The 23,580-nt window shown below is 63.7% G+C and carries 25 protein-coding genes; 19 read left to right on the top strand and 6 right to left on the bottom strand.

Annotated features, from left to right (window positions below):
- Positions 1 to 27: 27 nt before the first annotated feature.
- Positions 28 to 1,314, bottom strand: coding sequence for a dihydroorotase (locus ASC75_RS15425; protein ID WP_055977131.1), 1,287 nt, complete (start codon positions 1,312 to 1,314; stop codon positions 28 to 30).
- The gene (locus ASC75_RS15420) at positions 1,311 to 2,276 is read right to left on the bottom strand and encodes an aspartate carbamoyltransferase catalytic subunit (protein WP_055977128.1); all 966 of its coding nucleotides are present in this window, start codon (positions 2,274 to 2,276) and stop codon (positions 1,311 to 1,313) included. Before ASC75_RS15420 ends, ASC75_RS15425 begins: the two co-directional genes overlap by 4 nt.
- 185 nt (positions 2,277 to 2,461) lie before the next feature.
- Here ASC75_RS15420 and ASC75_RS15415 point away from each other — a divergent pair, with 185 nt between their 5' ends.
- Positions 2,462 to 4,090, top strand: a complete 1,629-nt coding sequence (locus tag ASC75_RS15415; protein WP_055977702.1) for an acyl-CoA dehydrogenase family protein — start codon at positions 2,462 to 2,464, stop codon at positions 4,088 to 4,090.
- Positions 4,091 to 4,289: 199 nt separating this feature from the next.
- The gene (locus ASC75_RS15410) at positions 4,290 to 4,601 is read left to right on the top strand and encodes a DUF6105 family protein (protein WP_055977699.1); all 312 of its coding nucleotides are present in this window, start codon (positions 4,290 to 4,292) and stop codon (positions 4,599 to 4,601) included.
- On the opposite strand, the gene ruvX is transcribed toward ASC75_RS15410, so the two are convergent.
- A complete protein-coding gene (ruvX, locus tag ASC75_RS15405; protein WP_055977126.1) occupies positions 4,568 to 5,053 on the bottom strand; it encodes a Holliday junction resolvase RuvX in 486 nt (161 codons plus the stop codon). The two genes, ASC75_RS15410 and ruvX, sit on opposite strands and share 34 nt — an antisense overlap.
- 132 nt (positions 5,054 to 5,185) lie before the next feature.
- Here ruvX and ASC75_RS15400 point away from each other — a divergent pair, with 132 nt between their 5' ends.
- The 6 genes from ASC75_RS15400 to ASC75_RS15375 all read left to right on the top strand — a co-directional run bounded on the left by ASC75_RS15400 (position 5,186) and on the right by ASC75_RS15375 (position 9,983).
- Positions 5,186 to 5,893 carry a metal-dependent hydrolase gene (locus ASC75_RS15400; RefSeq protein WP_055977122.1) on the top strand — a complete coding sequence of 236 codons (708 nt, stop codon included), beginning with the start codon at positions 5,186 to 5,188 and terminating at the stop codon, positions 5,891 to 5,893.
- 27 nt (positions 5,894 to 5,920) lie between these two features.
- Positions 5,921 to 6,340 (top strand): hypothetical protein, encoded by a 420-nt coding sequence (locus ASC75_RS15395; RefSeq protein WP_055977119.1) that lies wholly within the window; start codon positions 5,921 to 5,923, stop codon positions 6,338 to 6,340.
- A gap of 83 nt (positions 6,341 to 6,423) precedes the next feature.
- On the top strand, positions 6,424 to 6,711 hold the full coding sequence (gatC, locus tag ASC75_RS15390) for an Asp-tRNA(Asn)/Glu-tRNA(Gln) amidotransferase subunit GatC (RefSeq protein ID WP_055977116.1): 288 nt from the start codon (positions 6,424 to 6,426) through the stop codon (positions 6,709 to 6,711).
- A gap of 69 nt (positions 6,712 to 6,780) precedes the next feature.
- Complete coding sequence (locus ASC75_RS15385; RefSeq protein ID WP_055977113.1) at positions 6,781 to 8,346, top strand: amidase family protein; 1,566 nt, start codon at positions 6,781 to 6,783, stop codon at positions 8,344 to 8,346.
- An 80-nt stretch (positions 8,347 to 8,426) separates the two neighbouring features.
- Entirely contained in the window at positions 8,427 to 9,143 is a 717-nt protein-coding gene (locus ASC75_RS15380; protein WP_055977110.1) for a YEATS-associated helix-containing protein, read from the top strand.
- Between the two features lie 42 nt (positions 9,144 to 9,185).
- Entirely contained in the window at positions 9,186 to 9,983 is a 798-nt protein-coding gene (locus ASC75_RS15375) for a YdcF family protein (RefSeq protein ID WP_055977107.1), read from the top strand.
- Here the strand turns inward: ASC75_RS15375 and ASC75_RS15370 are convergent.
- The gene (locus tag ASC75_RS15370) at positions 9,932 to 10,669 is read right to left on the bottom strand and encodes a DUF599 family protein (RefSeq protein ID WP_244487848.1); all 738 of its coding nucleotides are present in this window, start codon (positions 10,667 to 10,669) and stop codon (positions 9,932 to 9,934) included. The two genes, ASC75_RS15375 and ASC75_RS15370, sit on opposite strands and share 52 nt — an antisense overlap.
- Before the next feature lie 308 nt (positions 10,670 to 10,977).
- Here ASC75_RS15370 and ASC75_RS26890 point away from each other — a divergent pair, with 308 nt between their 5' ends.
- From ASC75_RS26890 to ASC75_RS15350, 5 genes are all read left to right on the top strand, one after another.
- Positions 10,978 to 11,109: a hypothetical protein gene (locus tag ASC75_RS26890; RefSeq protein ID WP_256371676.1), complete on the top strand. Its 132-nt coding sequence runs from the start codon at positions 10,978 to 10,980 to the stop codon at positions 11,107 to 11,109.
- A 197-nt stretch (positions 11,110 to 11,306) separates the two neighbouring features.
- Complete coding sequence (locus ASC75_RS15365) at positions 11,307 to 12,710, top strand: L-serine ammonia-lyase (RefSeq protein ID WP_055977104.1); 1,404 nt, start codon at positions 11,307 to 11,309, stop codon at positions 12,708 to 12,710.
- Between the two features lie 59 nt (positions 12,711 to 12,769).
- A complete protein-coding gene (locus ASC75_RS15360; RefSeq protein WP_055977101.1) occupies positions 12,770 to 13,207 on the top strand; it encodes a DUF1489 family protein in 438 nt (145 codons plus the stop codon).
- 66 nt (positions 13,208 to 13,273) lie between these two features.
- Entirely contained in the window at positions 13,274 to 14,005 is a 732-nt protein-coding gene (locus ASC75_RS15355; RefSeq protein WP_055977099.1) for a hypothetical protein, read from the top strand.
- Positions 14,002 to 14,697, top strand: coding sequence for a DnaJ domain-containing protein (locus tag ASC75_RS15350; protein ID WP_055977097.1), 696 nt, complete (start codon positions 14,002 to 14,004; stop codon positions 14,695 to 14,697). The genes ASC75_RS15355 and ASC75_RS15350 overlap by 4 nt, the downstream gene beginning before the upstream one ends.
- A gap of 43 nt (positions 14,698 to 14,740) precedes the next feature.
- Here ASC75_RS15350 and ASC75_RS15345 read toward each other — a convergent pair whose 3' ends face one another.
- Positions 14,741 to 16,174 (bottom strand): D-alanyl-D-alanine carboxypeptidase, encoded by a 1,434-nt coding sequence (locus ASC75_RS15345; RefSeq protein WP_082496629.1) that lies wholly within the window; start codon positions 16,172 to 16,174, stop codon positions 14,741 to 14,743.
- 326 nt (positions 16,175 to 16,500) lie between these two features.
- Between ASC75_RS15345 and ASC75_RS15340 the strand changes: the two genes are divergently transcribed.
- From ASC75_RS15340 to clpA, 3 genes are all read left to right on the top strand, one after another.
- Complete coding sequence (locus ASC75_RS15340; protein WP_055977092.1) at positions 16,501 to 16,830, top strand: phasin family protein; 330 nt, start codon at positions 16,501 to 16,503, stop codon at positions 16,828 to 16,830.
- A 275-nt stretch (positions 16,831 to 17,105) separates the two neighbouring features.
- Entirely contained in the window at positions 17,106 to 17,435 is a 330-nt protein-coding gene (clpS, locus tag ASC75_RS15335; protein ID WP_055977693.1) for an ATP-dependent Clp protease adapter ClpS, read from the top strand.
- 8 nt (positions 17,436 to 17,443) lie between these two features.
- Positions 17,444 to 19,915, top strand: a complete 2,472-nt coding sequence (gene clpA, locus ASC75_RS15330) for an ATP-dependent Clp protease ATP-binding subunit ClpA (RefSeq protein ID WP_055977083.1) — start codon at positions 17,444 to 17,446, stop codon at positions 19,913 to 19,915.
- A 39-nt stretch (positions 19,916 to 19,954) separates the two neighbouring features.
- On the opposite strand, the gene ASC75_RS15325 is transcribed toward clpA, so the two are convergent.
- Positions 19,955 to 21,205: a GGDEF domain-containing protein gene (locus tag ASC75_RS15325; protein ID WP_055977081.1), complete on the bottom strand. Its 1,251-nt coding sequence runs from the start codon at positions 21,203 to 21,205 to the stop codon at positions 19,955 to 19,957.
- Positions 21,206 to 21,378: 173 nt separating this feature from the next.
- On the opposite strand from ASC75_RS15325, the gene ASC75_RS15320 reads away from it, so the two are divergent.
- From ASC75_RS15320 to ASC75_RS15310, 3 genes are all read left to right on the top strand, one after another.
- A complete protein-coding gene (locus tag ASC75_RS15320; protein WP_055977079.1) occupies positions 21,379 to 22,125 on the top strand; it encodes an AzlC family ABC transporter permease in 747 nt (248 codons plus the stop codon).
- Entirely contained in the window at positions 22,122 to 22,472 is a 351-nt protein-coding gene (locus ASC75_RS15315) for an AzlD domain-containing protein (protein ID WP_055977076.1), read from the top strand. Before ASC75_RS15320 ends, ASC75_RS15315 begins: the two co-directional genes overlap by 4 nt.
- A gap of 119 nt (positions 22,473 to 22,591) precedes the next feature.
- Positions 22,592 to 23,563: a phosphatase PAP2 family protein gene (locus tag ASC75_RS15310; RefSeq protein ID WP_082496614.1), complete on the top strand. Its 972-nt coding sequence runs from the start codon at positions 22,592 to 22,594 to the stop codon at positions 23,561 to 23,563.
- The last annotated feature ends 17 nt before the right edge of the window (positions 23,564 to 23,580 follow it).

Below are 23,580 nucleotides of genomic sequence, written 5' to 3'. Positions count from 1 at the left end.
AAGGTATTGCTTCTCCCCCCGTGGCCGTCAGGCCGAGAACACTGTGCGTCCGGCGACCAAGGTTTTCAAGACCTTGCCCTGAAGGCGCGCGCCCTCGAAGCAGGTGTTCTTGGAACGCGAGCGGATATCGGCCTCGCGCACCACCCACGGCTCGCCGAGGTCGACGAGCGCCAGATCCGCAACCGCGCCCGGTTTCAGCGTGCCGCCGGACAGGCCGAACAGCCGTGCCGGAGCGGTCGAAAGCGTATCGACGATGCGCAGCAGCGGGACGTCGTCATTGTGATGCAGGCGCAAGGCGACGGCGAGCAGCGTCTCCAGCCCGATGGCGCCGGCGGCGGCGTCGGCGAAGGGCAGGCGCTTGGTGTCGACGTCCTGAGGATCATGCGACGACACGATCACGTCGATGGTGCCGTCCTTCAGCGCCTCGACCATGGCGACGCGATCTTCCTCGGCGCGCAGCGGCGGCGCCAGCCGGAAGAACGTGCGGTATTCGCCGACGTCGTTTTCGTTGAGCGACAGGCTGTTGATCGAAACGCCTGCCGTCACCCTGGCGCCGTCCGCCTTGGCGCGCGAAACGGCACTGGCTGCCATGGCGGTCGAGATCTTGGCGGCGTGATAGCGGCCGCGCGTCAGGCGTGCGAGCGCCAGGTCGCGTTCGAGCGGAATGGTCTCGGCCTCGCGCGGGATGCCCGACAGCCCCAGCCAGCTGGCGTAGAGCCCTTCGTTCATGACCCCGGACGAGGCGAGATCGGCATCCTGCGTCTCATGCGCAATCACGGCATCGAAATCGCGGGCGTAGGTGAGCGCCCGGCGCATCATGAGCGAATTGGCGATGGTGTGGCGGCCGTCGGTGAAGGCGACGGCGCCCGCTTCGCGCAGCAGGCCGAACTCGGTCATCTCGTGGCCTTCAAGGCCCCTGGTGATGGCAGCGGCAGGAAAGACGTTGACGGATGCGGTTTCCTTGGCCGTGCGCAGCACGAATTCGACAAGGGCGACGTTGTCGATCACCGGATCGGTGTCGGGCATCATGACGATCGAGGTGACGCCGCCGGCAGCCGCCGCAACGCTTGCCGAGGCGATCGTTTCGCGATGCTCGCCGCCGGGTTCGCCGATGAAGACACGGCCGTCGATCAGGCCGGGGATGATCGTCTGGCCGGCACAGTCGACGACTTCGGCGCCGCCGGGAATGCCCTGGTTGAGCGCGTCGGCACCGGCAGCGACGATCTTCTTGCCGTCGACGATCACCGAGCCGGTCTCATCGATGCCGCGCGAGGGGTCGACGATGCGGGCGCGCTGGAAAACCGTGATGCTCATGCGTTCTGTCCATCGCGGTTGCGGCGCGGGTCGAGCAGCGCTTCCATCACCGCCATGCGCACGGCGACGCCCATCTCCACCTGTTCCTGGATGACGCTTTGCGGCCCGTCGGCGATCTCCGAGGCGATCTCGACGCCGCGGTTCATCGGGCCGGGATGCATCACCAGCGCGTCGGGCTTGGCCGCCTTCAGCTTTTCGGCATCGAGGCCGTAGTAGCGGAAATATTCGCGCACCGAGGGCACGAAAGCGCCGGCCATGCGCTCGCGCTGCAGGCGCAGCATCATGACGACGTCGGCATCCTTGAGGCCATCGGCCATCGACTGCGTTACCTCGACGCCCATCTGGGCGATGCCCGAGGGAAGCAGGGTCGAAGGTGCCACGACACGGACGCGCGCGCCGAGCGCGTTGAGCAGCAGGATGTTGGAGCGCGCAACACGCGAGTGCAGGATGTCGCCGCAGATCGCCACCGTCAGCCGGGCGATGCTGCCCTTGGCGCGGCGGATCGTCAGGGCGTCGAGCAGCGCCTGCGTGGGGTGCTCATGCGCACCGTCGCCGGCATTGACCACCGAGCAACCGACCTTCTGCGCGAGCAGAGCGGCGGCACCCGCCGACTGGTGACGGATGATCAGGATGTCGGGCCGCATGGCATTCAGCGTCATCGCCGTGTCGATCAGCGTTTCGCCCTTCTTCACGGAAGAGCTCGCCACCGACATGTTCATGACGTCGGCGCCGAGGCGCTTGCCGGCGAGCTCGAACGACGACTGCGTACGCGTCGAGGCTTCGTAGAACAGGTTGATCTGGGTGCGTCCGCGCAGCCTCGACGTCTTTTTCTCCGGCTGACGCGAGATCGACACTGCTGCATCGGCCCGGTCGAGTAGCAATTCGATGTCAAACGGAGAAAGGTCGCGGATGCCAAGAAGATGGCGGTGCGGGTAGGGCGGCAGGGACGAAAGGTCTGTCATCTCAAGGCGCTGCTATAGGCTGTGCTTAAGTGGCCCGCAAGCCGGCAATTCGATCATGAAAGTTCTCCCACGGGATTTTCGTCGTCTGCAAGCTGGGTCATAAGCTATCGATAAGCATTTCGGCTATAAAGCCGGCCAATGGCTGCGGATTCGTGCCCGTCGCCCACACCGATGAAGGACAAGGCGTGACGCAGGACGTGCCGAACCAGCCCCCTCCGCTGACGGGCAGCAATGCCTGGCGCGGCGACCCGCTGCTGATCCAGATTGCGGAGAGCTTTTCCGAGCCGGTCCGGCGCGACCTCGACGGCCTCGGCCGTTTCGTGCTGACCCATGAGGCGCAGGACCTGGCGCGGCTCGCCAACAGCGAGGTGCCGAAGCTCAGGACACATGACCGCCAGGGCCGCCGCATCGACCAGGTCGAGTTTCATCCGGCCTATCATGCACTGATGCGCCGCTCGGTCGCGGGCGGGCTGCATTCGTCCGTCTGGGAAAACGGTGGCACGGAAGTCGGCCGGCGCCACCAGGTCCGGGCCGCGCGCTTCTACCTGACCGCGCAACTGGAATGCGGGCATCTGTGCCCGATCACGATGACCAACGCGTCGCTGGCAGCGCTGATGGCGAGCCCGAAGCTGTTCCGCGAATGGGCACCGCGCGTCACCACCCGCAAATACGACCAGGCGCAGAAGCCGCCTGTCGAAAAGGCCGGGCTGACGCTGGGCATGGGGATGACCGAGCGGCAGGGCGGCACCGATGTGCGCGCCAACACCACCAGGGCAGAACGCGCCGGCGGCAGCTTCTATCGTCTCAACGGCCACAAGTGGTTCATGTCGGCGCCGATGTCGGACGCCTTCCTGATGCTGGCGCAAGCGCCGGAAGGGCTGTCGTGCTTTCTGGTTCCGCGCATCCTGAGCGACGGTTCGGCCAACGGGCTGCAGTTCCAGCGGCTCAAGGACAAGCTCGGCAACCGTTCCAATGCCTCGTCCGAGGTCGAGATCCAGGGTGCCCTCGGCGATCTGGTCGGCGAACCCGGCGGCGGCGTCAAGACGATCATGGACATGGTGACGCTGACGCGCCTCGATTGTGCGGTCGCGTCGTCGGCGATCATGCGGGCAGGGCTCGCGGAAGCGGTCCACCATACCCGCCACCGCCAGGTGTTCGGTGCCAATCTCGTCGACCAGCCGCTGATGCAGCGCGTGCTGGCCGACATGGCACTCGATGTCGCCGGGGCGACGGCACTTGCTTTCCGCCTCGCGCGCTCCTTCGACGAAGCGGCTTCCGACCGCGGCGAGGCGGCTTTTGCACGCGCCATGACCCCGGTCGTCAAATACTGGGTCTGCAAGATCGCGCCGCCGCTCCTCTATGAGGCGATGGAATGCCTCGGCGGCAATGGCTATGTCGAAGAGGCGCCGCTGGCGCGCTATTATCGCGAAGCGCCGGTCAACGCGATCTGGGAAGGCTCGGGCAACGTCATGGCGCTCGATGTGCTGCGCGTGCTGGGCCGGGCGCCGGGACTGTTCGACGACGTGCTGGCGAGCATCGAGCGCGATCTCGGCGCAGGCGGCCGGAGCATCCTGGGCGTGTTGCGTGCGGCGATGCAGGTCGCAAGCTCCGACGAAGGCTCCGCGCGCATCCTGACCGAACAACTGGCGATTTCGGCTGCGGCCGCCGAGTTGCGCCGCATGGGGGCAGGGCGCATCGCCGATGCCTTCATCGAGACCCGGCTCGCCGGGCAGTGGCGCGGCACTTATGGAATGCTCGACGCCCGCCACGATTCGCGGCTGATCATCGATACGCTCTATCCACAGGTCGGCTGACCCGCCGTGCTGCCGGTTTTACGGCAGCACCGGGGTCGCGCCGCCTCGCGCCTGTTAACCTTAACAAATGGTTTACGTTGCGCCGCGCAATCGAAGAGCCCACTGTCTTTTGCAAAGTAGTGGGAATCCCGATGCGGGTGTTGTTGAACCAGTTGCCAGACATTGCTGCGACCTCGCCATGTGCTCGGAGGAACGCCTGATGCGCTACATCCTGGCCCTCTGGGCCGCGCCGCTGGTGCTTTTCTGGGGCTGGTACTTCCTGTCGATCTACGACATGCATTTCGGCTACTGGATGCTGTCGCGCCGCTTCAACCTTGCCATCTTCGAACTCTACGGCGAGATCCTCGGTGTCGATCCGGTGACGATCCCGTGGATGATGGCCAAGGCGTTCGTCATCGACACGCTGCTGATCCTGGCGATCTGGGCGTTCCGGCGCCGCAAGCAGATCGCGGAAAAGGTCAGGACGTTGCGGGCGCGCTATGCTTCGGCGGAATCGGCACCCAGCGTCTGAAGCCTGTCCAATACGCCTTGCAGGATAAAGGCGGCGGCGGCCGAATCGATCCGCCCGTCGCGCTTCTTGCGCGAAACGTCCATCTCGATCAGCGCGCGCTCCGCCGCCACCGTCGACAGCCGCTCGTCCCAGAACACGAACGGCAATGCGGTTAGATTGGCCGCGTTGCGCACGAAGGCGCGCGATTTCTGGGCGCGGGGCCCCTCGGAGCCGTCCATGTTGATGGGCAGTCCGATCACGATCGCGCCGGTGTTTTCCTTGGCCAGCATGGCGAGCAAGGCTGCGATGTCGAGCGTGAACTTCTTGCGGATGATCACCGGGCGGGGATGCGAAAACGACAGGCCGCGATCGGACACGGCAACGCCAATCGTCTTGTCGCCGAGGTCAAGACCGGCCAGCGTCTTGCCACCAGCCAGCAGCTCAGGCAGTTGTTCAATCGTAGCGATGGCCAAGCGGCGTTCCTTCTGACTTGAGGCGAGCGTGCGCTGGAAGCGCTAACACCTTGAATTTGCGTATCGGCCCTTTGAAAGGCGCTTGGTGCGTTCTATCCTTTGGCCAACGAAATTGCGAGGAACGCCGAAACGATGAAACTGACCTGGTACGGACACTCGGCATTCCGCATCGAAGTGGCAGGCGCCACGATCCTGATCGACCCGTTCCTGAGCGGCAATCCCTCTTGGGGCAAGTCGTGGGAATCTGCGGCCGAAGGCGTCACCCATGTGCTTCTGACCCATGGCCATGACGACCATATCGGCGATGCCGCCGCCATCCTGAACCACACCGGCGCCATGCTCGTCGCCAACTTCGAGATCTGCATGTATCTCGTCGGCAAGGGCGTCAGCGACAAGGTGATCAATCCGGGCAACATCGGCGGTACCGTCGACTGCGGCGGCTTCACCACCACCTTCGTTCCCGCGCAACATTCGTCCTCGGCCGGCGGCCCCGGCGGCATCAATGTCTATCTGGGCAATCCCGGCGGGCTGGTGCTGCATTTCGCCGGCGAACGTACGCTCTACCACATGGGCGATACCGACATCTTCTCCGACATGGCGTTGATCAACGAACTGCACCAGCCGGCGATCGGCCTCGTGCCCGTCGGCGACCGCTTCACAATGGGCGGTGCGGTGGCGGCTCTCGCCTGCCGGCGCTTCTTCAAGTTCGAGACGGTGGTGCCGTGCCACTTCGCTACCTTCCCGATCATCGACCAGACGGCGCAACAGTTCGTCGATGGCATGGATGGTTCGGGAGTCGATGTGGTGCAGCCGAAAATCGGCGTGGCGATTGATATCTGACCGATCGCCGGGAGGGAGGGACGAAGCATGAGGCACTGGCGAGGTTCCACTGCAGTTTTCCTGCTCTGGCTCGGCATTTCCGACGCAAGCGCCGAGGACTTCATCAAGGGCGTCTATCTCCAGTCCGAAGAACTCTGCGCCCAGGCCAAGAAGGATTCGGTTCAGACGGTGGTCGACGCAGGCGGCCTGATCCTGTCTGCGCAAGGCATCGAAAGCGTCGAGTACAATTGCGAGTTCCTCAATGTCACGCGGGCCACGCGTGCGCCGGCTTGGGCGGTGACGGCGCTCTGCCAGGAGCCCGGCCACCTGTTCCCGGACACGCTTTCCATCCTCGAGCTCAGCCCGACGCAACTCGATCTCGTCTCTGTCCGCACGGTCGATGCCGAGGGTGGCCAGACCAACAATGCCGGCACCTATTATCTGTGCGACGGCGTCACCATGCCGTGAGGCCGATCATCGATGTTGCGCTGCGCGCGCGGCGCCGTTATAGCCCGACCTGACCATTTTCCCGGCTTTCCGGAGTTTTTTCGATGTCCGTTGATCTCAAGACCGTCAAGCGCGTTGCGCATCTCGCCCGCATCGCGGTGAGCGAAGACGACGCCCAGCGCATGACCGGCGAATTGAACGCCATCCTCGGCTTTGTCGAGCAACTCAACGAGGTCGACGTCTCGGGCGTCGAGCCGATGACGTCGGTCACGCCGATGGAGATGAAGAAGCGCGTCGACGCCGTCACCGACGGCAACAAGGCCGCCGACATCGTCGCCAATGCGCCGGCGACCGACGAGAATTTCTTCCTCGTGCCGAAAGTGGTGGAGTAGGCCCTGGCCGTCCATTCCGCATTCCATCAAAAGCAGCTTTCGGCTGCCTGACACCGAAGTGATTTCGCCATGACCGATCTGACCCGACTGACGATTGCCGAAGCGCGCGAGAAGCTGCGCGGCAAGGAGATCACCGCCTCCGAACTGACCGAGGCCTATGTCTCGGCCATCGAGCAGGCCAATCCGACCTTCAATGCCTATGTCGCCACCACGCCCGACAAGGCGCGCGACATGGCCAAGGCATCGGACACCAGGCTCGCCAGGGGCGAGGGCGGTGCACTCGAAGGCATCCCGCTCGGCATCAAGGACCTGTTCGCCACCGAGGGCGTGCACACACAGGCCTGCAGCCATGTGCTCGACGGCTTTGAGCCGCGCTACGAATCGACCGTCACCGCCAATCTCTGGGCCGATGGCGCGGTCATGCTCGGCAAGCTCAACATGGACGAGTTCGCCATGGGCTCGTCCAACGAGACCTCCTATTACGGCCCGGTGGTCAATCCGTGGCGGCGTTCGCGCGTGCAGACCACCGTCAAGCCGACCTTCCACGATGGCGGCAGCGGATTTGTCCAGCCCGGCGGCGTCGAGGAAAGCCGCAGCTACGACAACATGCAGCTGGTGCCCGGCGGCTCGTCAGGCGGCTCGGCTGCCGCGGTTTCGGCCTTCCTGTGCGCCGGTGCCACCGCCACCGACACCGGCGGCTCGATCCGCCAGCCGGCGGCCTTCACCGGCACCGTCGGCATCAAGCCGACCTATGGCCGCGTCTCGCGCTGGGGCACGGTTGCCTTCGCCTCGTCGCTCGACCAGGCCGGCCCGATCGCCCGCGACGTGCGCGACGCCGCCATCCTGCTCAAGTCGATGGCTTCGGTCGATGCCAAGGACACCACCTCCGTCGACCTGCCGGTGCCGGACTACGAGGCGGCGATCGGCAAGTCGCTCAAGGGCATGAAGGTCGGCATTCCCCGGGAATACCGCGTCGACGGCATGCCCGACGACATCGAGGCGCTGTGGCAGAAGGGCATTGCCTGGCTCAAGGACGCCGGCGCCGAGATCGTCGACATCTCGCTGCCGCACACCAAATACGCGCTGCCGGCCTATTACATCGTGGCGCCCGCCGAGGCGTCTTCGAACCTCGCCCGCTATGACGGCGTCCGCTACGGCCTGCGCGTGCCGGGCAAGGACATCATCGAGATGTACGAGAACACCCGCGCCGCCGGCTTCGGCCGCGAGGTCAAGCGCCGCATCATGATCGGCACCTATGTGCTGTCGGCCGGTTACTACGACGCCTACTACCTGCAGGCGCAGAAGGTGCGCACGCTGATCAAGCGCGATTTCGAGCAGGCCTTCGCCGCCGGCGTCGACGTTATCCTGACACCGGCAACGCCGTCGGCCGCCTTCGGCATCGCCGACCAGGACATGGCCGCCGATCCGGTCAAGATGTACCTCAACGACATCTTCACGGTGACGGTCAACATGGCCGGCCTGCCGGGCATTGCGGTTCCAGCCGGCCTCGACGGTCATGGCCTGCCGCTCGGCCTGCAGCTCATCGGCCGGCCGTTCGACGAGGAAACGCTGTTCCAGACGGCGAACGTCATCGAGCAGGCTGCTGGCCGCTTCCAGCCGGAGAAGTGGTGGTAGACGCATAGGCCGCGCCTGAGCGGCAGGCTCCATAGTCTCGCAACTGTAAGTAGATTGTTGAATTTTACGCAACTTCCGATATGCTGAATGGCATTTCGGGAGGGGTTGCGATGCTCTTCGGCTTGGTCATTGCGATGCTCGCGTCCGGCTGGCTGGGATGCTGCGCCAGATACGCCGCCAATTTCGAGTCGGCAAAAGAGCCCGAGATAGCCGGGCGGCCCTGGGATCTGAACACCGTCTGGTCGGTGCTGGTCCTCGGGGCAGCGGCGGCGCTGGTGGTTCCGCTGTTTCTGTCGATCGCCAACAACAACATCATGACCGACATCCTGACCGCGCAGTCGCTTTCGTCTGTGGCCGGCAAGATCCTCATCGTCGCCGGCTTCTGTGTCCTGGCCGGGGCTACGGCCCCGAATTTCATCGAGAGCCTGGCGCAAAAGGCGCTGAATCTTGCCAAGAAGAATGAATCGAAGATCGAGAAGGTCAGTGAAAAGGCCGAAAGCAATCTGGAGCTGATTTCCGAGCAGATCGAGGCCGGCGACCAGGGCATGCCGGGCGCGAAGATCCAGGCAGTCAAGCCGCCGGCGGACCTGCCTCCGATGTCGGCCGACGAAAAGCAGATCGTGGCGTCGCTGAACAACATGGCTTACCGGCGCCGTACGATCACCGGAATCTCCAAGGAAACCGGCATGAGCAAGGAGAGGGTAAGGGAACTTCTTGCCGCCCTGGTGCAGGCAGGGCACGTGACGCAGCTGATGTCGTCTAGGACCGGGGTCGTTCTTTACGAACTCGCGATGTAATAAATTTGCCGTCGAGACTCACAGCACAGGCGGCAATACGATTTGTTTTTCTATCTGTCCAAGATCTTCTGGTTCTTCGCCCAGCCGCTCAATCTTGCAATCCTTCTGCTGCTGGCCGGGCTGGTCGTCAGCTACTTCGGCCGGCGGCGCCTGTTTCGTGCTGCGACACTGTTTGCGGCACTGCTCCTGGCAGCCGCTGCCTGGACGTCGCTTGGCGCACTCATGCTCAACCCGCTCGAAGAGCGGTTTCCGCGCCCGCCGGTTCCCGAACAGGTCGACGGTGTCGTTGTGCTCGGCGGTGGTTTCGAGGGTGCCATCAACCTTGCGCGCGGTGGCTACGAACTCAACAGCGGCGGCGACCGCTTCGTCGAGACGGCCATATTGGCCCGTCGTTATCCCGCGGCCAGGATCGTGGTGTCGGGCGGCAGCGGCGCACTGATGCTGGACGGCGAGGGCGACGCCGACACGGCTCCACGCCTGCTCGAGGCGCTCGGCGTTTCACGCGATCGGCTGATCCTCGAGAACCGTTCACGCAACACCTATGAGAATGCGCTGTTCTCGAAAGAACTGGTCACGCCCAGGTCCGGCGAAACCTGGCTGTTGGTCACCTCTGCATTCCACATGCCACGGTCGATGGCGTTGTTTGCCAAGGCGGAGTTCTCCGTCGTTGCCTGGCCGGTCGATTATCGCACGTCGGGCGAGGAGGGCGTCGGCCTGTTCACCGACAACCCTGCCGATTCACTCCAGAACACGACGATGGCGGTGCGCGAGTGGATCGGGCTCGTGGCCTATTGGCTGTCCGGCCGGATCGACAGCCCGTTGCCAGGCCCGGAGTCCTGAACCAGGACCGCCTTGCGCGCCTCGGAGAAGAACTGGCGTCGGATCAGCACGCCGAGCAGAATGACCGTGGTGAGGAAAAACACGCGCGGGTCGATGAACCAGCCGAGATAGCCGATCGAGAAGAACACACCGCGCAGGCCGGCGTTGAAATGCTTGCCGGCGAGCTGGTTCATGCGCGTCGCCCGCAACACCGCGGTTTCGATCTCGGCGTCCGGTTCGCTGCGCGAGCCGAGCTGGGGCACCGCGCCGATCAGGATCGAGCAGTAGTTGAACAGCCTGTAGGCCCAGCCGAACTTGAAGAACGAATAGGCCAGGATGATGATCAGGCCGATGACCTTGATCTCGAACAGGGGACGCGCGGTGGCGCCCGCCAGGGGCACGTCGCTCAGTATGGCCAGCACGCGGTCGGAGGCGCCAAGTAGGGCGAAGCAGCCGCCGACGGCGATCAGCGAACTCGAGGCAAAGAAGGCGGTGCCTTGCTGCAGGCCGTTCATGATCGACGTGTCGACGATCCTGACCTCGCGCCGGGCCATCGTTGCCATCCAGGCGGCTCGCTGGGCATTCATGGCGCGGGTCAGCGACAGGCGCCTGACGATATGCCCCTCGGCGCCAAGTGCATGGAAAATCCAGCCGGCGAGGAAGAACGCCAGCGCCGCAATGTCGAGGCCGCTCAGGGGGCCGGTCATGGAGAAGGAATCGCCGATCATCGGCTTCAAGCTAGCATGGCGATAGGCAGGAATTCGAGGGCGCCTGTTCGCCGTGGTGCCGCCACAGGAGTTTAAAATCCGTGAATGGCTGATTTGGCATAAGTTACTGATTTGATTAAAATTGGATTGATGGCTGCATGGCTGGTATGCGCATTTCGCCACGCTTTGGCCATTTTTTGCAGTTGCGAACGCGCCGGCAAAGTCGTATCCAGCAGTCCCACTCGGAAAGAGCTGGAATGGCGGATGTACCGCCTGCTCGCCGAACGAAAAGGGTCTTGCGATACATCATGGATGACGGCGTTCAGAAATCCTGCTGGGGCCTCACGGCCAAGGCAGTGGTTGGCTTTGCGGTTTTTCTCCTTCTTGCCTGGCTTGTCAGCGGTGGCGCCGAAAAGGCGGCAGTCGTGGCAGGCGGCTGATCCCTTACCCTCAGGATTGGATACAAAAAGCGCGGCATGGCCGCGCTTTTTGCGTTTATGGCCTTGCGCAAGCTCGGCATTTTTCCAAATGTCGCGCGCTGAGCAAACAGCGTCGGATCGCGCTTAGCGACAGACGTGAAAACGACGGAATGATCGTATACATATGCGACTGAAGCCGCCGTCGCAGGGAGTGAGATTTGTTTCTTTCGGTATTCGACCTGTTCAAGATCGGCATTGGTCCGTCGAGTTCCCACACGATGGGGCCGATGACGGCCGCCGCGCGCTTCCTCGACGAGATCTTGGGCGGCGACTGGCCGCGCCCGGCGGGTGCCAAGGTCGACCGCGTCGGTGCCAGCCTGCATGGCTCGCTGGCCTATACAGGCGTCGGCCACGGCAGCGACCGTGCCGTCGTTCTCGGCCTGACCGGCCTTACGCCCGTCACAGTCGATCCTGATACCTCCGACGCCATCGTCGAGCAGATCGGTCGAGACAAGCACGTCTCGCCGCCCGGACATCCATCCTATCGCTTCGATCCGGCCGTCGACCTCGTGCTCGACAAGAAGACGCCGCTGCTCGGCCACGCCAACGGCATGGCCTTCTATGCCTATGACGGCGGCGATCGGCTGCTGCTCAAGCGCATCTATTACTCGATCGGCGGCGGCTTCGTCGTCTCCGAGGAGGAACTGCAGCGCATGAAGGCCAAGAGCGCGACACCCGCAGCGGGCAAGCGCGTGCCTTATCCATTCGCCAATGCCGTCGACATGCTGGCCATGGCGTCGCGCAGCGGGCTTTCAATCGCCGAGATGAAGCGTGCCAACGAAGAGACCCAGATGCCGCGCGCCGACCTCGACGCCGGCCTGGATGCGGTCTGGGACGCGATGAGCCGCTGCATCGACCGTGGCCTGTCGCAGGACGGCATCATGCCGGGCGGGCTGAAGGTCCGCCGCCGCGCTCGCCAGCTCCACGACAAGCTGCAGGAGCAGTGGAGCCAGAACCGGCCGAACCCGCTGCTCGCCAACGACTGGCTGTCGATCTATGCCATGGCCGTCAACGAGGAGAACGCCGCGGGCGGCCGCGTCGTCACGGCACCTACCAACGGTGCCGCGGGCACGCTTCCCGCCGTGCTGCGCTACTGGCTGCATTTCCATGTCGAGGCCGACAAGGACAGCATCCGCGACTTCCTGCTGACGGCGGCTGCCGTCGGCGGCATCATCAAGACCAATGCTTCGATCTCAGGCGCCGAGGTCGGCTGCCAGGGCGAGGTCGGCTCGGCCTCTGCCATGGCGGCTGCCGGGCTGTGCGCGGTCATGGGCGGGACACCCGAGCAGGTGGAGAACGCGGCCGAGATCGCGCTCGAGCACCATCTCGGCATGACCTGCGACCCGGTCGGCGGCCTCGTCCAGGTGCCGTGCATCGAACGCAATGCGCTTGGCGCGGTCAAGGCGGTCACCGCGGCGTCGCTGGCGATCAAGGGCGACGGCAAGCACTTCGTGCCGCTCGATGCCGCCATCGAGACGATGCGCCAGACAGGCATGGACATGAGCGAGAAGTACAAGGAAACCAGCCTGGGCGGCCTCGCGGTCAACGTCGTCGAGTGCTGAGCCTGTGCAAAACTCCTGCCGGCGTTGAATGCGCCGGCACGAGGCACTAGTTTCGGGCCATGTCACTGAACCTGATCAAGCTCTGCGTCGGTTGCGACAGCGTCGAGGATCTCGAGGAATGGATCGCCTTCCGCCTCGACGAGCGCCGCCGCGCCGGCGAGCCGGTGGAGCAGTTCCACACCACGCGCATGGTGCCGACGCGCGCTGCCGAGTTGACCGATGGCGGGTCGCTGTATTGGGTCATCAAGGGCAATGTGCAGTGCCGCCAGCGCCTGCTCGAAATCCGTCCCTTCACCGATGCCGAGGGCATCGGCCGTTGCCACCTCATCCTGGAGCCGACCGTCGTGCGCACCGACTGGCAGCCGCGCCGCGCGTTCCAGGGCTGGCGCTACCTCAAGATCGCCGAGGCGCCGGTGGATCTTGGCCAGGGCAATGCCGCACTCGCCGAGATGCCACCCAAGCTACGGCTTGAGCTCGCGGAACTCGGCCTGCTTTAGCCGGCTCGGGCCATCTCGCAAAGACGGGCTTGCAAGCAAACGCGCGCCGCCACATCTTCTTTGCTGATGAGCGACGAAAACAGGCCCCCGGTTACGTCCGCAAATCGTCCGCCGGCAGAGCGCCGTTCGGACGCAGCAGCCATCGATGCGTTTGTTCGCCAGGCGCGCGCGCTCGCGCCGGGCAAGGCGGGCGGGCGGCTCATCCTCGCGCTCGATGCGACGATGAGTCGGCAGCCGACCTGGGATCTCGCCTGCGAACTCCAGGGCCAGATGTTCGATGCCGTCGGCAAGACCGGCAGGCTCAACGTGCAACTGGTCTATTTCCGCGGGCTTGGCGAATGCCGGGCATCGAAATTCGTCGCCGAGACGGGCTCGCTGAAGAGCCTGATGACCTCGATCCAGTGCCGCAGCGGCCAGACGCAGGTCGGCAAGGTGCTGGCCCATGCGCTCAAGGAAACCTCCACCGCCAAGGTCGATGCGCTGGTCTATATCGGCGATGCGATGGAAGAGAACATCGACGAGCTGGCCGAGAAGGCCGGTCGGCTGGGCCTGCACGGCTTGCCGGCTTTCGTCTTCCAGGAGGGGCATGACGCCGAGGCTGAACGGGCCTTCAAGGAGATCGCCCGGCTGTCCAAGGGGGCCTGGTTCCGCTTCGACAGCAAGGCGGCGGCGACCTTGTCGAAGCTGCTGTCGGCAGTCGCTGTCTTTGCGACCGGTGGAATCAAGGCGCTGCAGGCGAGGGGGCGTCCCGAGGATATGCTGATGATCGAGCATTTGAAGAGCGGCAAGGCGCCATGACAGTTTTTGCCGTCATCGCGGCTGTCCTGGTCTTTTCCGGCCTTGTGGCCACCGCCTTCCTGCGCGCCGACGCGGGTCAGCTCGCACGGGCGCTGAAGCTGGCCGGGCCGGTCGTGCTGGGGCTCGTCGGCGTGGTCTTGCTGTTGCTCGGACGGGCGGCCATCGGTGGTGGCCTGATCTCGGCGGCGCTGGCCTGGTATGCGGCTGGCGGCAGGGGGCGTTCAGCCGGCAAGACGCCGGGGAAACGCTCGACGGTGCGTACGGCAGCTCTCGAAATGGAGCTGGATCACGACAGCGGCGGCTTGCAGGGCGTGGTGCTGGCCGGGCGCGAGGAAGGCAAATCGCTGGCCTCGCTGGGGTTGGTCGAACTCAAGGCGCTGTGCAGGGAGCTTTCCGGCGACCCGGAAAGCCTCCAGCTACTTGAGACCTACCTTGACGGCAGGTTTCCCGCCTGGCGCGAAGACCCGAAGCCTGACGGTGACGACGGGCTGCGTGTTCCGCCAGGTTCTGGCGCCATGACTAAGGAGGAGGCCTACAAGGTCCTTGGTCTTGAAGCGGGGGCCGCCGCGGCGGATGTCCGCAAGGCGCATCGACGACTGATTCAGCGCCTGCATCCCGACCTGGGTGGCTCGTCTTTCCTCGCGGCGAGGATCAACGAAGCCAAGGACGTCCTTCTCTCCGATCATCACTAACTCTCCTTCGACACACTACTTTTCCAGGAGGTTGGCAGGGCGCCTACTGCGCGACCGCGTAGCAGGCGATCTTCTTCTTCTTCAGGGCGTTGCAGGCGTTCCAGGCTGAATCCTTGGATTCGAACCCGGCAAAACGGGCACGGAAATAGGTCACGCCGCCCTTCTCGAAGGGCACGGTGTAGGCGGACGCGTCGGCAAGAACCTGCGGCACACGCTTGGCGGTCTTGTCGAGGATCGCGCGGGCTTCGCCGTCACTCGGCGAGGACGCGACCTGGATGGCCCAACCCGAGGGGACCGAGGCGGTCTTCATCTGGTCGAGAGCAGCCACGGCGGGAGCCGGCTCGGCATAGGCCTGTTCGATGGCTTCCGCGGTTGGAGCGCGATCCTTCGGCTTGCGGATCTGGAAGGGTATGTTGCCGCCGAAACGCTCGGCCGAGGCCATGGCGATCTTGGGCTTGCTGGCAAGCCCGATGGTCGGCTTGGTGGCCGGCACCGCGGCTGCAACGACGACTTCTTCCTCGATGGCCACTTCGTCGTCGGAGATGGCTTCCGCCACCTCGACAGTCTCGGCGACAGGGCGGGTATCTGGTGTCGGGATGTCGCGCTTGGGAAGGGCAACCTTGGCCAGTGTCACTTCGGGCATCGGCGTGTCGGTCTTGGCGATCAGGTCGCCACCGCCGCGCCTGGAGGCCTGCGGCAGGTAGGTCTTGATCAGGCCGGCCATCTTGTTGTCGCGGCTGGCGCCGCTGGTGCCGCCAAGAACCACGGCGACCAGGCTGCGATTGCCGTCCTGGACCGAGGAAACGAGATTGAAGCCCGACGCGCGGGTGTAGCCGGTCTTGATGCCGTCGACGCCCTTCACCCGGCCGAGAAGCCGATTGTGATTGGCGATGCGCTGGCGGCCGAAAGCGAAGCTGCGGGTCGAGAAGTAGCCGTAGTACTGCGGATAGTGCTCGCGCAGCGCGATGCCGAGCTTGGCCATGTCGCGCGCGGTGGTGAACTGCGCGGTGTTCGGCAGGCCGTTGGCGTTGCGGAAAACGGTGCCCTTCATGCCGAGGCTGCGCGCCTTGGCGGTCATCATCCGAGCAAAATTCTCCTCGGAGCCGCCGATCATCTCGCCAAGAGCCGTCGAGGCGTCATTGGCCGAGCGGGTGATCAGCGACAGGATGGCGGCTTCGACGCTGATGGAACCGCCAGCCTTGACGCCGATCTTGGTCGGCGGTTCGGCAGCTGCGTTCTTCGAGAAGACGACCCTGCTGTCCTTCTTGATCCGGCCCTTCGAAAGGGCCTCGAAGGTCAGGTAAAGCGTCATCATCTTGGTCAGCGATGCCGGATAGCGACGGGAATCCGCGTTCGACGAGTAGAGCGTCTCGCCAGTGTTGGCATCGATGACGATGGCCGCGGAGCGGCTGTCTTTCGCGGCGGAAGAGGGCGCCACCGACGACAGGCCAATGGCTGCTGCGAGGGTGAAAACCATGAATGATTTGATGGAGATGGCCGACTTCAGAACTTTGCCCGGCAACGCTTGACGCACTGTTACACCCTTGAATTATTGTTGCATGGGGCGGCAAAGGTTCCTGCCCCGTATCGATGCAACGTAGGGCTACAGCGTTACCAATCCGTTTATGGTAACCGGCTCGTTCACACTTTTGCTCGGGCTTTAGTCTAGTTTTAGGGAATCGGGTTTGTGCGGCGCGCTCTGCACATGACGCTGGGTCAGTTGACATTTTGTGCGTTGCACAATATCTAGGCTGCATCGCACAATCACATAGCGCAGCGCTCCCAACCCGAAAGGATGCAGCGATGACCCAGACCTATGAAGATTTCAGCAAATACGGCAAGGAATTCGTCGACACCGGCCTGAAGAGCTTCGCATCGCTCTCCAAGGGCGCGCAGGCGATCGCCACCGAGACGACCGACTATACCAAGAAGAGCTTCGAAGCTGGTGCAGCCACCGTTGAGAAGCTGCTCGGCGTGAAGTCGCTCGAGAAGGCCGTCGAGATCCAGACCGACTATGCCAAGCAGGCCTATGAAGGCTTCGTGGCAGAAGCGACCAAGCTCGGCGAGCTTTATGCCGAACTGGCCAAGGACGCCTACAAGCCGTTTGAGTCGCTCGTCGCCAAGGCGAAGTGACAGGCTGACACCTGATTTCAGGTAGGCTGGTCGAAAGATCCGCCAGAATTGACCCGGTTGCGTCCGCGCAGCCGGGTTTTTTGTTTTTCTTTTGCGTCGCTAATTCACGTTTCTGGCAAATCGGGCCCGCTAGCCGTGGTCGCCATATTGTCAGCACGTCAGAAGGGCTTAAAATCCTTCCGATGACACCTACATGACGAGGTGTGTCGGAATTGATGAAGGGCAGAACCAGATTGACGACCGGCTTGGAGGCCACACGGCTCGACGTGGCGCGGATGCAGAACGGTGACGAGGGCGGCAACGGTCCAGGCCGAGGCACGGCGGTCATCACCCGTACGAAGACCAAGACCAAACGGCCGAGCCTCTATCGCGTGCTTATCCTCAACGACGACTATACCCCGATGGAATTCGTCGTGCATGTGCTCGAACGCTTCTTCCAGAAGGACAGGGAGGCCGCTACCCGCATCATGTTGCATGTCCATAACCATGGCGTCGGCGAATGCGGGATCTACACTTTCGAAGTGGCCGAGACCAAAGTGTCCCAGGTCATGGATTTCGCCAGACAGAATCAGCATCCGCTGCAATGCGTGATGGAGAAGAAGTGAGGTATTGAATGCCGGCTTTCTCCCAAGGCCTCGAAAAGGCGCTGCACCAGGCGCTGACGCTCGCCAATGAGCGTCATCACGAATATGCAACGCTCGAGCATCTGCTGCTCGCCCTCATCGACGACACCGAAGCGGCCGCCGTCATGCGCGCCTGCAACGTCGACCTCGACGAGCTCAAGCAGACCGTACTGACCTATATCGATACCGAACTGGACAATCTCGTCACCGGTTACGACGAGGATTCCAAGCCGACCGCCGGTTTCCAGCGCGTCATCCAGCGCGCGGTGATCCATGTGCAGTCGTCCGGCCGCGAGGAAGTGTCGGGCGCCAACGTGCTCGTCGCCATCTTCGCCGAGCGCGAAAGCCACGCCGCCTATTTCCTGCAGGAACAGCAGATGACCCGTTACGACGCGGTCAACTACATCTCGCACGGTATCGCCAAGCGGCCCGGCGCCACCGAGACCCGTGCGCCGCGCGGTGCGGACGAGGAGCAGCACGGCTCGAACGGCGAGGCAGGCGAGGAGACCGGCAAGGGCAAGAAGCAGCAGGACGCCCTGACGGCCTATTGCGTCAATCTCAACACCAAGGCACGCGCCGGCAAGATCGACCCGCTGATCGGCCGCGAGTCCGAAATCAACCGCACCATCCAGGTGCTGTGCCGCCGCTCGAAGAACAACCCGCTCTATGTCGGCGATCCCGGCGTGGGCAAGACGGCCATCGCCGAGGGCCTTGCCAAGCGCATCGTCGAAGGTGACGTGCCTGAGGTGCTCGAGGATGCCACCATCTTTGCGCTCGACATGGGCACGCTGCTCGCCGGCACGCGATATCGCGGCGACTTCGAGGAGCGCCTGAAGCAGGTCGTCAAGGAGCTTGAGGAGTATCCGGGCGCGGTCCTGTTCATCGACGAGATACACACCGTCATCGGTGCGGGTGCGACGTCGGGCGGCGCGATGGATGCGTCCAACCTGCTCAAGCCGGCGCTGTCGTCGGGTGCCATCCGCTGCATCGGTTCGACCACCTACAAGGAGTTCCGCCAGTTCTTCGAAAAGGACAGGGCGCTCGTCCGCCGCTTCCAGAAGATCGACGTCAACGAGCCGACTGTCGACGACGCCATCGAGATCATGAAGGGCCTCAAGCCCTATTATGAGGACTTCCACAAGGTGAAGTTCACCAACGAGGCGATCAAGGCCGCGGTGGAGCTTTCGGCGCGCTACATCAACGACCGCAAGCTGCCCGACAAGGCGATCGACGTGATCGACGAGACCGGTGCGTCGCAGATGCTCCTGCCGGAAGGCAAGCGCAAGAAGACCATCGGCATCAAGGAGATCGAGGCGACGATCGCCACCATGGCCCGCATCCCGCCGAAGACGGTTTCGGCCGACGACGAGAAGGTGCTGGCCGGCCTCGAGGTCGAGCTCAAGCGCGTGGTCTATGGTCAGGACACCGCGATCACCGCCTTGTCCTCGGCGATCAAGCTGGCCCGTGCCGGCCTGCGCGAACCGGAAAAGCCGATCGGCTCGTACCTGTTCTCCGGCCCGACCGGCGTCGGCAAGACCGAAGTGGCAAAGCAGCTCGCTTTGTCGCTCGGCGTCGAACTGATCCGCTTCGACATGTCGGAGTACATGGAACGCCACACGGTCAGCCGCCTGATTGGCGCGCCTCCCGGCTATGTCGGCTTCGACCAGGGTGGTCTGCTGACCGACGGCGTCGACCAGCATCCGCACTGCGTGCTGTTGCTCGACGAGGTCGAGAAGGCCCATCCGGATCTGTTCAACATCCTGTTGCAGGTCATGGACCACGGCAAGCTGACCGACCACAACGGCAAGCAGATCGACTTCCGCAATGTGATCCTGATCATGACCACGAATGCGGGCGCCTCCGATATGGCCCGGGCCGCTATCGGCTTCGGCTCGTCCAAGCGCGAGGGCGACGACATGGAAGCGATCAACCGGCTGTTCTCGCCGGAGTTCCGCAACCGTCTCGATGCCATCATTCCGTTCGGCTCGCTGCCAGTGCCGGTGGTGCATCAGGTCGTGCAGAAGTTCGTCATGCAGCTGGAGACGCAGCTCTCCGAGCGTGGCGTCACCTTCGATCTGTCGGAAGAGGCGATCGCCTGGCTGGCCGAGAAGGGCTACGACGAGCGCATGGGTGCGCGTCCGCTCGGCCGCGTCATCCAGGAGCACATCAAGAAGCCGCTGGCCGACGAGGTGCTGTTCGGCAAACTCAGGAAGGGCGGCACGGTGCGTGTCACCGTCGAGAAGAAGGAAACCGGCGAGACCGGCCTGAAGCTCGAGACCCTGGCCGACGAACTGCCGGTCAAGCCGAAGAAGGAAGAGCCGGCCGACCGTCCGAAGCTCAAGAAGGCGGCGGCCAAGAAGCCGGTCGCCAAGAAGGCTGTGGCGCAGAAGCCGAAGTCCGACCCCAAGGGCAAGGATGGCGGCAAGCGCAGCCTGGTTCCACAATTGCCCCGAAAGGGTTGATTGCAAACGAAGAAGCCCCGGAGACGGGGCTTCTTTTTATCAGCCGGCAGGCGCGCTCTCGACGCGGTTTCGCCCCTGTCTCTTGGCGCTGTAGAGACGCGCGTCGGCATCCCTGATCATTCGCTCCGTCGACACCGGACCGCCATCCGCGGTGGTCACGCCGATGCTGACGGTGGCGCGCACGCCGGCTTCGACAAAGGTGGTGGCCTCGACATTGGCGCGCAGCCGCTCGGCCAGCGTTGCCGCATCGGCTCTGTCCAGGTCATGGCAGATGGCTACGAATTCCTCACCGCCGTAGCGGAACAGGCGGTCGCCGCTGCGCAGCGAGCCTCCGAGCGAGCGCGCGACATCCTTCAGGACGTTGTCGCCGGTCACATGGCCGTGCTGGTCGTTGATGTTCTTGAAATGATCGATGTCGATCATCAACAGGCTGACGGGTTTGCCCTCGGCCAAGGCCCGGTCGATCAGCGACTGGGCGAGGGCCTCGAACTGGCCGCGATCGCTCGTGCCGGTCAGCATGTCCTTGCCGGTCTTCTGCAGCAGGTCCTCGTAGCGGTGGCGGAAGGTCAGGCGGTCGAAGACCTGGAGCAGGGGTTCGGGTCCGGCCAGGGTTGGCTTGGTCTCGATGTAGCGGAGGTAGCCCACGAGCAGTGCGCTGTAGAGCGCTGCCACTGCCATCTTGGCGATCCAACCTCCATACAGCGCGCTGACCGGCACGCCGGAGACCAGGTGAAGCCCGATGAAGAACATCAACTGGTCGATGGTCAGTACGATCGCGGCGCTGAGGAAGATGCGCCTGAACAGCGTATTGGCGATGCGCTGCCCGAGCTTTTCGTAGATCAGGATGAGGGCGATGCTGTCGAGGAACAGCAATGCCGTGCCCCAGATCATCAGGATACCCATGTCGTCGAGGAAGGTGAGGTCCGGCCGATAGCCCGGCAGTTCGGCGACGCCGCCATAGAGGCGCAGGATCAGCGCCAGGACCACCATCAGGCAGTTGCCGACGAGCAGCCCGTAGATGGGTTGCCGAACGGTTTCCGCGTCCTCCTTGATGTAGAGCAGCAGGAACATCATCAACTTGCCGGAGAACATCACGGTCGAGCCGGGCGAAATCAGCCCGAATGGCAATTGCACGAAGAAGACAGCCGCGAGATAGGTCTCGAGGAAGTGCATCACGCCCAGGACGCAGACGAAGATGCCGATGCCGAACTGGTGGCGCGCACGGAACACAGCAGCCATGGTGACGAAATAAATGACCGCCTGCAGAATGAGCAGAAGTGCACCTGTCATGGTCCGGCCGTTCCTCCCGCCCTCACTACGTCTAGCTACACATTCGCCGTGGCCAAATGGTTAAGGAAACCTCTTCGCCCGCCGGATTTGATGCGCCTGTGAGCGCAGCCGTGATGCATCTGGCCGCCCTGGGCCGCTGACTTGGCGGGAAAGCCATGCTATGCGCGTCGGCAATGCCCGCTGACGACGCTTCTCCCATTCCGGATTTTTCGATACGCCGCCTCTGGTACCTGCGTGGCGTCCGGGCCGCATTCTCGGTTCCCGGCCTCATCCTGGCCAGCGCCTTCATTGGCTTTGCCGGTCTAGCCAAGGAAGCGGGGCTGACGCTGGTGCAGACGGTATTCATGGTTGGCATGGTCTGGGCCTTGCCGGCCAAGGTGGTGCTCGTCGGCGCCATCCTGTCGGGGACATCGCTGCCAGCCGCCGCCTTCGCCGTGGCGTTGTCGTCCATCCGGCTGGCGCCAATGGTGGTGGCCCTGGTGCCCGAAATGCGCGGGCCGAGAACACCGCGCTGGGTGCTCTATTTCCTGTCGCATTTTGTGGCTGTCACCTCATGGGTGCTGGCCATGGAGCGGCTGCGTGGCATCCCGCGCGACGTCCGCACCAGCTATTATGCCGGGCTCGGCTCGACGCTGGTGCTCGTCAACATGGTTGTCGTGGGCGTTGTCTATGTCCTGGCCGACAGCTTGCCGCCGGTGGTGTCGGCAGCCCTTTTCCTGCTCACGCCGATGTATTTCCTGACCTCGTTGTGGGGATCGGCGCGCGAGCGGGCAGGGCATGTGGCGATGGCCATCGGCCTCGTCCTCGGGCCGTTGCTGCATCTCGTTGTTCCCGGCTTCGACCTGCTCGGTGCCGGGCTGATCGGTGGCAGCATCGCCTTCGCCTTTCATCTGCTCTCGCGGCGGAGAGCCAAGCGATGACCTTCGATGCGCTCGACACCTGGTGGTGGCCGTTCCTGTTCATCCTCGTCGGCGGCTGGCTTGCCACCGACGCCTGGCGCTTCCTCGGCGTCTATCTCGGCGACCGCATCTCCGACGATTCCGATCTTCTGGTGCTTGTGCGGGCTCTGGCCACGGCGCTGGTCGCCGCCGTCATCGGCAATCTGATCGTCTTCCCGAGCGGCGCCTTGGCCGACATGTCGCTCGCCCTGCGCCTCGGCGCAGCCGCCGGCGGTTTTCTTGCCTATCTCTGCCTCGGCCGTAAGGTGCTGGTGGGCATCGTCGCGGCGGAGGTGATCCTGCTGGCGGGGCTGTGGATTTGGCGCTGAAATCGCGGGTGCGACTTCAGCGCGATTTGGCGTCGATCCGCTGTCGCAGGTTGTGGATTCACGTCAACTTAACCGCTGTTTCCTAACCTGCCGGCCTGCCGCGGGTTAGGGTGAGGGGCATGACTGATTTTCAAGCGACGTCGACGCATGTGCCCTTGCGGGCTGCGAGGCTCGACAGGCAACTTGTAATGAAGATCGCGATTATCATCGCGGTCTTGCTCACTGATGTTGCGTGGATTGCCGGAACCGATTTCCAGTTCGACATGGCTAGCGCGGCCAAGGCCGCCGTTGTGACGGTCGTGCTTGTCTCGGTCGCCTGGTTCTATCGGGTCAAGCGGCCGATGAAGCGGTTCGAGGTGCTTTGCACGGAAACCGCTGTCTTGTTGGTATTTTCGACCTCGGCAGCCGTGTTCAGCACCTTGATGACGTCCACCAACCTGCCGACGACCGACGATCAATTGATGGCCTTCGATGCGGCCATGGGATTTGACTGGTTGTCTTATGTCGGCTTCGTCAACGAGCGGCCGTGGCTCGGAAATCTGTCATCGATCGTCTACATAACGACGCTGACCCAGGTCGCGCTTACCGTAGTGGCCCTCGGCTTGATCGGCAAGATCGTGCGCGTTCAGCGTTTTGTCCTTGCCGTGATGCTGGGCGCGCTGACCTGCATCGTGATTTCGGCGATCTTGCCGGCGGCCGGGGCGCTCGGCACCATTCGTCCTCCGGTCGAATTCACGATGATGAACAATCCGATCGTCGACCTTGAGTACAAGCAGGCGTTTTTCGATCTCCGCAATGGCCTGGGGCGCTTCATCTCGCTTGACGAACCGCGCGGTCTCATTGCCTTCCCATCCTACCATGCCACGCTTTCGGTGCTCATCATTCTGGCATTTGTCGGCGTGCGCCTTTGGTTCTGGCCCGTGCTCGTGCTCAATATCGCAGTGATCCTTTCCACTCCGGTGGACGGTGGCCATCACTTGGCTGACATCGTCGGGGGGATTGTCGTGGCGGGGATGGTGTGGCTCGCTGCGGGTAGGATTCAGGATAGAAGTCGGCTTAGCAGCTCTTCTCCGGCGGTTTTCGAACGATGAACCAGTGTCGCGCACAA

Origin of the sequence: Aminobacter sp. DSM 101952 (genome assembly GCF_001424795.1) — a bacterium.
In the GTDB taxonomy this organism is placed as follows: Bacteria; Pseudomonadota; Alphaproteobacteria; order Rhizobiales; family Rhizobiaceae; genus Aminobacter; species Aminobacter aganoensis.
Note: the sequence above shows the minus strand (reverse complement) of the source record. Positions and strands in the feature narration are given on the sequence as shown.